Source organism: Commensalibacter sp. Nvir (genome assembly GCF_963921845.1).
GTDB lineage: Bacteria > Pseudomonadota > Alphaproteobacteria > Acetobacterales > Acetobacteraceae > Commensalibacter.
This window is the reverse complement of sequence record NZ_CAWUGZ010000066.1, coordinates 20,658-29,439: the sequence shown is the minus strand read 5'-3', so window position 1 is coordinate 29,439 and position 8,782 is coordinate 20,658. Positions and strand designations below refer to the sequence as shown.

General features: G+C 41.7%; 2 protein-coding genes. Both read right to left on the bottom strand.

Translation table 11 applies throughout. The features are described 5' to 3' along the window. Positions 1-140 precede the first annotated feature (140 nt). The gene (gene rpoC / locus AABE15_RS04750; protein ID WP_338330137.1) at positions 141-4,367 is read right to left on the bottom strand and encodes a DNA-directed RNA polymerase subunit beta'; all 4,227 of its coding nucleotides are present in this window, start codon (positions 4,365-4,367) and stop codon (positions 141-143) included. Between the two features lie 85 nt (positions 4,368-4,452). Next, positions 4,453-8,625, bottom strand: coding sequence for a DNA-directed RNA polymerase subunit beta (rpoB, locus tag AABE15_RS04745; protein ID WP_338330136.1), 4,173 nt, complete (start codon positions 8,623-8,625; stop codon positions 4,453-4,455). Between the last annotated feature and the right edge of the window lie 157 nt (positions 8,626-8,782).

Genomic DNA, 8,782 nt, shown 5'->3' with positions numbered 1-8,782 from the left:
TATTAAAGCCCCTCAATTCCGCCAAAAGACGAAAACAAGCCAATTTTTCTTACATTAGATAAAAATTTATTAATTATCCAACGAACTTGTATTCAATAGAATCGGCTTTTTATACCGTACTCTATTGAATATGTCACGCGTTAAGTTTTAGGATTTTCTGCGGAAACAGATGCTTCTATACCCTCGGAACTCGAAATAACGGTTTGATTATCAATCCACCGTTGTTTGTCCCTAGCATAGGCAATAGCCCGATATCGATTCATCACACTACCGGTACCCGCAGGAACCAATCGACCAACAATAACATTTTCTTTCAAACCCATTAACGTATCAACTTTTCCAGCAGAAGCTGCTTCTGTTAATACGCGCGTAGTTTCTTGGAAGGATGCCGCTGATATGAACGATTTCGTCTGCAAAGCAGCCTTAGTAATTCCCTGCAACACTGGTGCAGCCTTAGCTGGTTTTTCGTTAGCATTTAAGCGTTTCGTATTTTCTGCTTCAAACTCTAAACGATCAACGGTTTCACCCACCAAATACGTCGTGTCACCTGGATCCGTAACTTCAACCTTTTGTAACATTTGACGAACGATAACTTCAATGTGTTTATCATTAATTTTTACACCTTGTAAACGATACACACTTTGAATTTCATTGATCAAATAATCGGACAACGCCTCCACGCCTAACACTTTTAATATATCATGCGGAACGCGTGGTCCATCAACCAAAGGATCCCCTCTCCGTACGAAATCACCTTCCTGTACAGAAATATGTTTTCCCTTTGGAACGAGGTATTCCGTTTCCTCTTCTGTCTCCTCGTTACGAACGACAATACGACGCTTTGCTTTATAATCCTTGCCAAATTCTACCATACCGTCGTTTTCAGCAATGATAGCATGGTCTTTTGGTCTACGGGCTTCAAACAGTTCAGCCACACGGGGTAGACCCCCTGTAATATCACGTGTTTTTGAGCCTTCTCTTGGTATACGCGCCAGCACATCCCCTGCGTTAACTTGTTGACCGTTTTCTATGGACAATAAAGAATCAGGGGAAAGAAAATAACGAGCCTCATTCCCATTAGCCAACTTCATAACTTCGCCATTGGAGTCCTTAAGTTGTAATCTGGGCCTTAAATCTTTTGATTTGCTGGTTTGTTTATAATCCACCACAACTTTGGAAGACAAACCCGTAACTTCATCTATCCGCTCAACAAGGGTTATCCCTTCTATTAAATCTTGATACTCAATGGTACCAGATTTTTCCGTAATGATCGGTAGCGTATAAGGATCCCATTCCGCCATTTTTTGGTTTCTAGTTACTTTGGCTTTTTCTTTAACAAGCAAACGAGCCCCATATGGTACGCGATAATGCGCTCGCTCAACTTTATTTTCATCAAGAAGCACAATTTCGCAATTACGCGACATTACGATATTAACCCCTTGACTGTTTTGCACCACATTAAGATTTAAAATCTTGATATGACCATCTCGCGAAGCTTCAACCATTGATTGCTCTGCACCCTTTTGAGCAGCCCCCCCAATATGGAAGGTACGCATAGTAAGCTGTGTGCCCGGTTCACCAATAGATTGAGCTGCAATAACCCCAACTGCTTCACCAATATTAACCGGTGTCCCTCTGGATAAATCGCGTCCGTAGCAACGTGCACAAACGCCCACTTGACTGTCGCATGTCAACACAGAGCGTATCATTACGCTCTCCACCCCAGCTTTTTCTATTGTTTCCGCTTCACCTTCTTCGACAAGCGTGTTTCTTTCAAACAATATTTCATTAGTTGCAGGATGCATAACGTCAGCGGCAAGAGTGCGTCCTAATATACGTTCTGATAAAGAGGAGATAACTTCCCCTCCATCCATAACAGCGCGTACAATTAATCCGCGTTCTGTCCCACAATCTTGATCAACAATAATACAATCTTGAGCCACATCCACTAAACGCCGGGTAAGATATCCCGAATTGGCTGTTTTCAAAGCCGTATCTGCTAAACCTTTACGGGCTCCGTGAGTGGACGTAAAGTAATCAAGAACGGACAAACCTTCTTTAAAATTAGCAATAATAGGCTGTTCAATAATTTCGCCAGAAGGTTTAGCCATTAATCCACGCATACCAGCCAACTGTTTCATCTGAGCTGGCGACCCACGCGCCCCTGAATGACTCATCATCCATACAGAATTAATTTGCTTGCCCGGCTCAACATTCGAAATTTCTTTCATCATTGCCGCCTGGACTTCATCTGTGCAGCGAGACCAAGCGTCCACCACTTTGTTATAGCGTTCCCCAGCCGTAATTAATCCATCTTGATATTGCTGCTCGAATTCTTTAACCTCAGCGGTTGTCTTTTCAACCAATTCTTTCTTACTGTGCGGAATAATCATATCATCTTTACCAAAAGATATACCCGCTCGAGCAGCGTAGGAGAATCCAATACCCATCATACGGTCAGCAAATATTACACATTCTTTTTGGCCACAATGACGATAGACAATATCAATAATATCCGAAATTATTTTTTTAGTCAGCTCTCGGTTTATTAAATCAAAGCTAATAAGTGGATGTTTAGGCAAGATCTGCGAAACAATCATACGACCGGGCGTTGTAATAACGCGTTGGTATATAGTATTCCCTTCACCGTCGTTTGTTTCATATCGTGTACAAATTTTGTCGTGCAACTGTATTGCTTTAACGGATAAAGCATGTTCAATTTCACCAATATTAACAAACATCGGCGGACCTGCTTTTATCAAACGACCTTGTTCATCATAACTCGCTGTATCGGGTGTAAGCTTGTATTCCGGTACTTCTAAGCTAAGATAATACAATCCTAACACAATATCTTGCGAAGGAACAATGATAGGTTTCCCGCTTGCAGGACTTAAAATATTATTTGTGGACATCATCAAGACTCTCGCCTCCAATTGAGCTTCTAAGCTCAATGGAACGTGGACTGCCATTTGATCCCCATCAAAATCCGCATTAAAAGCCGTACAAACCAAAGGATGCAGCTGTATGGCTTTGCCTTCAACAAGAACAGGTTCAAACGCTTGTATACCTAAACGGTGAAGCGTCGGAGCACGGTTCAGCATAACGGGATGTTCGCGTATGACTTCCTCGATAATATCCCAAACTTCTGGACGCTCTTTTTCAACCATTCTTTTGGCTGCTTTAATGGTTGTGGCGTGACCATATTTCTCAAGCTTTGAGTATATAAACGGTTTAAACAACTCCAGCGCCATCTTTTTGGGCAATCCACATTGATGCAACCGTAGTTCTGGACCCACCACAATTACCGAACGTCCTGAATAATCAACTCGTTTTCCAAGCAAATTCTGACGGAAACGTCCTTGTTTACCCTTTAACATATCAGCGAGAGATTTGAGCGGCCTTTTATTAGCTCCAGTAATTGCTCTGCCTCTACGTCCATTGTCAAACAAAGCATCGACCGATTCTTGCAACATACGTTTTTCGTTACGTATAATGATGTCTGGCGCACGCAATTCTATCAGTCGTTTTAAACGATTATTACGGTTGATAACACGCCGATAAAGATCATTCAAATCCGAGGTTGCAAAACGTCCCCCATCAAGAGGTACCAAAGGTCTAAGCTCAGGTGGGATAACTGGAATAACGTCCATAATCATCCATTCTGGACGACACCCACTCTCTGCAAAGGCTTCCACTAATTTTAGGCGTTTAACTAATTTTTTCCGTTTTACTTCCGATGTAGTTTCTTTTAGTTCTGCGCGCAATTCAACTTTTTCAGAGGCACAATCAATACGGACCAGTATTTTTTTAATCGCTTCGGCACCAATGCCAATTTCAATACCTTCGTGACCATACTCTTCCATCGCGTCAAGATACTGTTCTTCAGAAAGCAGGCTATATTGCTTAAGAGGTGACGTGCCAGGTTCCAAAACCACGTAATTTTCAAAATATAAAACACGCTCCAAATCTTTCAGAGTCATGTCAACCATTAATCCAATACGACTTGGCAATGATTTTAAAAACCAAATGTGCGCTACAGGACTAGCAAGTTCGATATGTCCCATGCGCTCACGACGCACTTTGGCAAGTGTAACTTCAACACCACATTTTTCGCAGACGATACCGCGAAATTTCATACGTTTATATTTACCACATAGGCATTCATAGTCCTTGATTGGACCAAAAATTCTTGCACAGAATAAGCCGTCACGTTCTGGTTTGAACGTCCGATAGTTAATCGTCTCTGGTTTTTTAACTTCACCAAAAGACCACGACCTAATCTGCTCAGATGAAGCAAGTTGAATTTTAATTTGATCAAACGTCATTGCTTGGCCAGATTGACCAAGAATTTTCATAAGTTCATTCATTCGCCATAAACCCTCTAAGGGACAAAGGTGCATTCATTGCTGAACAACACCTCAAAAATAACAATTACAAGCCTATATGCACCGTTTATTCAACGTTTTGCTCAAGCTCAACATTTAAGCCAAGAGATTTCAATTCTTTGATCAACACGTTAAAGCTTTCTGGAATACCGGCTTCGAAGTCATCTTGATCTTTGACAATTGCCTCATACACTTTTGTTCTACCCGATACGTCATCCGATTTAACGGTTAACATCTCTTGTAATGTATACGCAGCACCGTAAGCTTCTAGAGCCCAAACTTCCATTTCTCCAAAACGCTGACCACCAAACTGAGCTTTACCTCCTAAAGGTTGTTGAGTAACAAGCGAGTAAGGTCCGATAGAACGCGCGTGAATCTTGTCATCAACCAAATGATGCAATTTCAACATATAAATATATCCGACAGTTACTGGTCTTTCAAAAAATTCTCCGGTACGGCCATCCACTAAACGACTTTGACCCGACGGATTTAATCCAGCATCTTTCAACATTTCTTCAATATTGGGAATGCTTGCACCATCAAAAACAGGCGTCATAATCGAAATGCCCTTACGAATGTCTTTGCAGAATTCTAACAATTCATCATCCGACAACGTTTGAATTTTTTCTTCGAAAACCTTATCACCATAAATATGCCTTAAACGATCAAGAAGCTTTTGTTTCTTTTCGCCCTGATGCATATATTGATCCACGATCTGGCTGACTTGTTTGCCTACATTGGCACAGGCCCACCCTAAATGGGTTTCAAGGATTTGTCCAACGTTCATACGTGAAGGCACACCTAAAGGATTCAAAACCAAATCCACAGGCGTACCATCTTCTAAGAAAGGCATATCCTCTACAGGAACTACGCGCGATACCACGCCTTTATTTCCATGACGGCCCGCCATTTTATCACCAGGTTGAAGTTTTCGCTTCACTGCAATGAAGACTTTGACCATCTTCATCACACCTGGTGGAAGCTCGTCACCACGTTGTAATTTTTCAACTTTGTTATTAAAACGTGCTTGTATATTCGACACTTCGCGATCAAAATCACGCTTTACAGCTTCTATATTCGCCATAACCGTATCATCAGCAGCAACCAGGTTACGCCATACTCCTTTAGGGAATCCAGACAACACTTCTTCTGTAAGAATAGTACCCGATTTGATTCCCTTAAATCCTGCCCCTGCTTCTTGGTTCAATAAGTTCTCTTTTAAACGATTATAGAAAGAACGTTCTTGTATTGACAACTCATCATCGCGATCTTTAGTTAAACGTTCAATTTCCGAGCGCTCAATGGCCATTGCTCGTTCATCTTTATCAATACCACGACGTGAAAAAACCCTTACATCTACGATTGTTCCACTTGTTCCAGGTGGTAATTTTAAAGAAGTGTCGCGAACATCGGACGCCTTTTCACCAAAAATTGATCTTAACAATTTTTCTTCAGGCGTCATTGGGCTTTCGCCTTTTGGCGTAATTTTACCAACTAAAATATCGCCAGGATTTACTTCTGCACCAATATAAACAATTCCAGCCTCATCAAGATTACGTAACGCTTCTTCCCCCACATTGGGAATATCTCTCGTAATTTCTTCTTGACCCAACTTTGTATCCCTTGCCATGACTTCAAATTCCTCAATGTGAATTGAAGTAAAGACGTCATCACGCGCAATACGCTCCGAAATCAAGATTGAATCTTCAAAATTATAACCATTCCAGGGCATAAAGGCGACAAGGACATTACGACCCAAAGCCAACTCACCAAGCTCGGTTGAAGGACCATCGGCAATAATATCGCCAGCTTGAATATGATCTCCGACGTAGACAAGAGGTCTTTGATTGATGCACGTTGATTGGTTAGAACGTGTATATTTGCGTAAACGGTAGATATCTACACCTTGAGTAGCACCGCTCTCATCCGTTGCTCTGACAACAATGCGGGCGCCATCAATTTGATCAATAACACCTCCCCTTTTCGCAATAATCGTTGCACCGGAATCTCTTGCAACGGCTGCTTCCATACCCGTGCCAACTAATGGCGCGTCTGAGCGTATCAAAGGCACCGCTTGACGCTGCATGTTTGATCCCATAAGCGCACGATTAGCATCATCGTTTTCAAGAAAAGGAATAAGTGCTGCAGCCACGGAAACCAACTGTTTGGGTGACACGTCGCATGCCGTAACATCTTCAGGCTTAACCAATTGGAAATCACCGCTATTGCGAACAGAAACCAAATCATCGGTTAAATTGCCATCAGCGTCTTGATGCGCGTCCGCTTGAGCTACGATTAACTTATCTTCCTCCATCGCAGAGAGATACTTCCAACCGTCTTGTAACCTTCCATCTTCAACCAAACGATAAGGGGTTTCAATAAAGCCATATTTATTAACCTTAGCATACGTTGCTAAGGAATTAATCAATCCAATATTTGGCCCTTCTGGGGTTTCAATCGGACAAATACGACCATAATGCGTTGGATGCACGTCTCGAACTTCAAACCCGGCTCGTTCACGCGTTAAACCGCCTGGACCCAAGGCAGAAAGACGCCGTTTATGAGTTACTTCAGATAATGGATTGGTTTGATCCATAAATTGTGAAAGTTGAGAAGAACCAAAAAATTCTCTAACCGCTGCGACTGCCGGTTTAGCATTAATCAAATCGTGCGGCATAACGGTATCGATATCAACCGAACCCATGCGTTCCCGAATGGCTCGCTCCATTCTTAACAATCCTAGACGGTATTGATTTTCCATAAGCTCTCCGACGGATCGAACACGCCTATTCCCCAAATTGTCAATATCATCTACACTGCCGTGTCCGTCTTTCAACTCACACATAATTTTAATCGTACGCAAAATATCAATTTTACGCAAAACACGAATAGAATCTTCAGCTTCCACACCAAGACGCATATTCATTTTAACACGACCTACCGCGGAAAGATCATAACGATCGTAATCAAAGAAAAGGCCACGTAACAATGCTTCGGCTGTCTCGGCCGTTGGGGGTTCCCCTGGTCTCATTACACGATAAATATCTACAAGCGCATCGTCTCTTGACGTATTTTTATCAACGACCAACGTGTTTCTAATCCAAGGCCCTACCATATTATCAATAGCCAATGTAGGAATTTCATTTAGACCAAGAGATTCCAGCGTCTCCAATGTGGACTCTGTCAACTCTTCGCCAGCCTCTGCATAGATCTCACCCGTTTCGTCGTTGACTAAATCATGTGCAAAATAACGTCCAATTAAATCTTCTTTTTTAACCAATACATGCTTCGTTGTTTCAGCTAGTTTGCGAACAACTCTTGCCGTCAACTTAGTATCAGTTCCCGCAATAATTTCGCCGGTGTCCGCATCAACCAGCGGAGAGAGTAATTTAATATTACGAAATGCTTCTGGCTCAAAAATACGTGACCACCCACCTTCTACTTTGTTAAAGGTTACGGTTTCGTAAAAGTAAGAAAGAATTTCATCATCGTCCATTCCCCGTACAGAAATAGAGTCTACATCCCCGCCTTCTTTTAATTTTGCTTCTCGCATAGCAACTGAATTGTTGCCTTCAAGAGCATAAAGCAACGTAGTAACAGGAAATTTACGTTTACGATCAATCCGAACGTAAATTAAATCCTTACTATCAAATTCAAAATCTAACCATGATCCTCTGTAAGGAATAATCCTTGCAGTAAAAAGAAATTTACCTGAGGAATGGGTTTTCCCACCATCATGATCAAAAAATACGCCGGGACTACGGTGCATTTGCGATACAATGACACGCTCTGTACCATTGACGATAAACGTACCATTATCAGTCATCAAGGGTAAATCACCCATATAAACGGGTTGCTCTTTAATATCACGAATTGAACGCGCACCCGTATCCTCGTCAATATCCCATACAATTAAACGAAGAACCACTTTCAATGGCGCCGAGTAAGTCAATCCACGTTGTAGACATTCTTCAACATCATATTTCGGTTCTTCAAATTCGTAATTTACAAATTCGAGACGACCATTGCCTGCAAAATCATTAATTGGAAAAATAGAACGAAATACTTCTTCCAAACCTGACAATGTACGGTTTTCTGGCTTTATATCACGTTGTAAAAAAGCCTCGTAACTTGCCCGCTGCACATCAATCAAATTTGGCATCGGAGCGATTTCAGAAATCCGTCCAAAATTTTTGCGAATACGCTTGCGTCCCGTGAACGATTTGCTTACCGCGTTCATCGTGTATTATGCCCCATCGCCTGTTGCCTTTTTATAATTATATAAACGAACTATAATCTGGCTCATGAAAACTAAATATAACTCTTTTAATCGTCAAGAGTTACAACCGCCCCTGTGTATTTTGGGGTAAAACAAAGTCGAAAAAGATTTCACTTTA

Coding starts and splice junctions, on each gene's coding strand:
- rpoB (WP_338330136.1), bottom strand. CDS start 8,625: ATGAACGCGGTAAGCAAATCGTTCACGGGACGCAAGCGTATTCGCAAA.
- rpoC (WP_338330137.1), bottom strand. CDS start 4,367: ATGAATGAACTTATGAAAATTCTTGGTCAATCTGGCCAAGCAATGACG.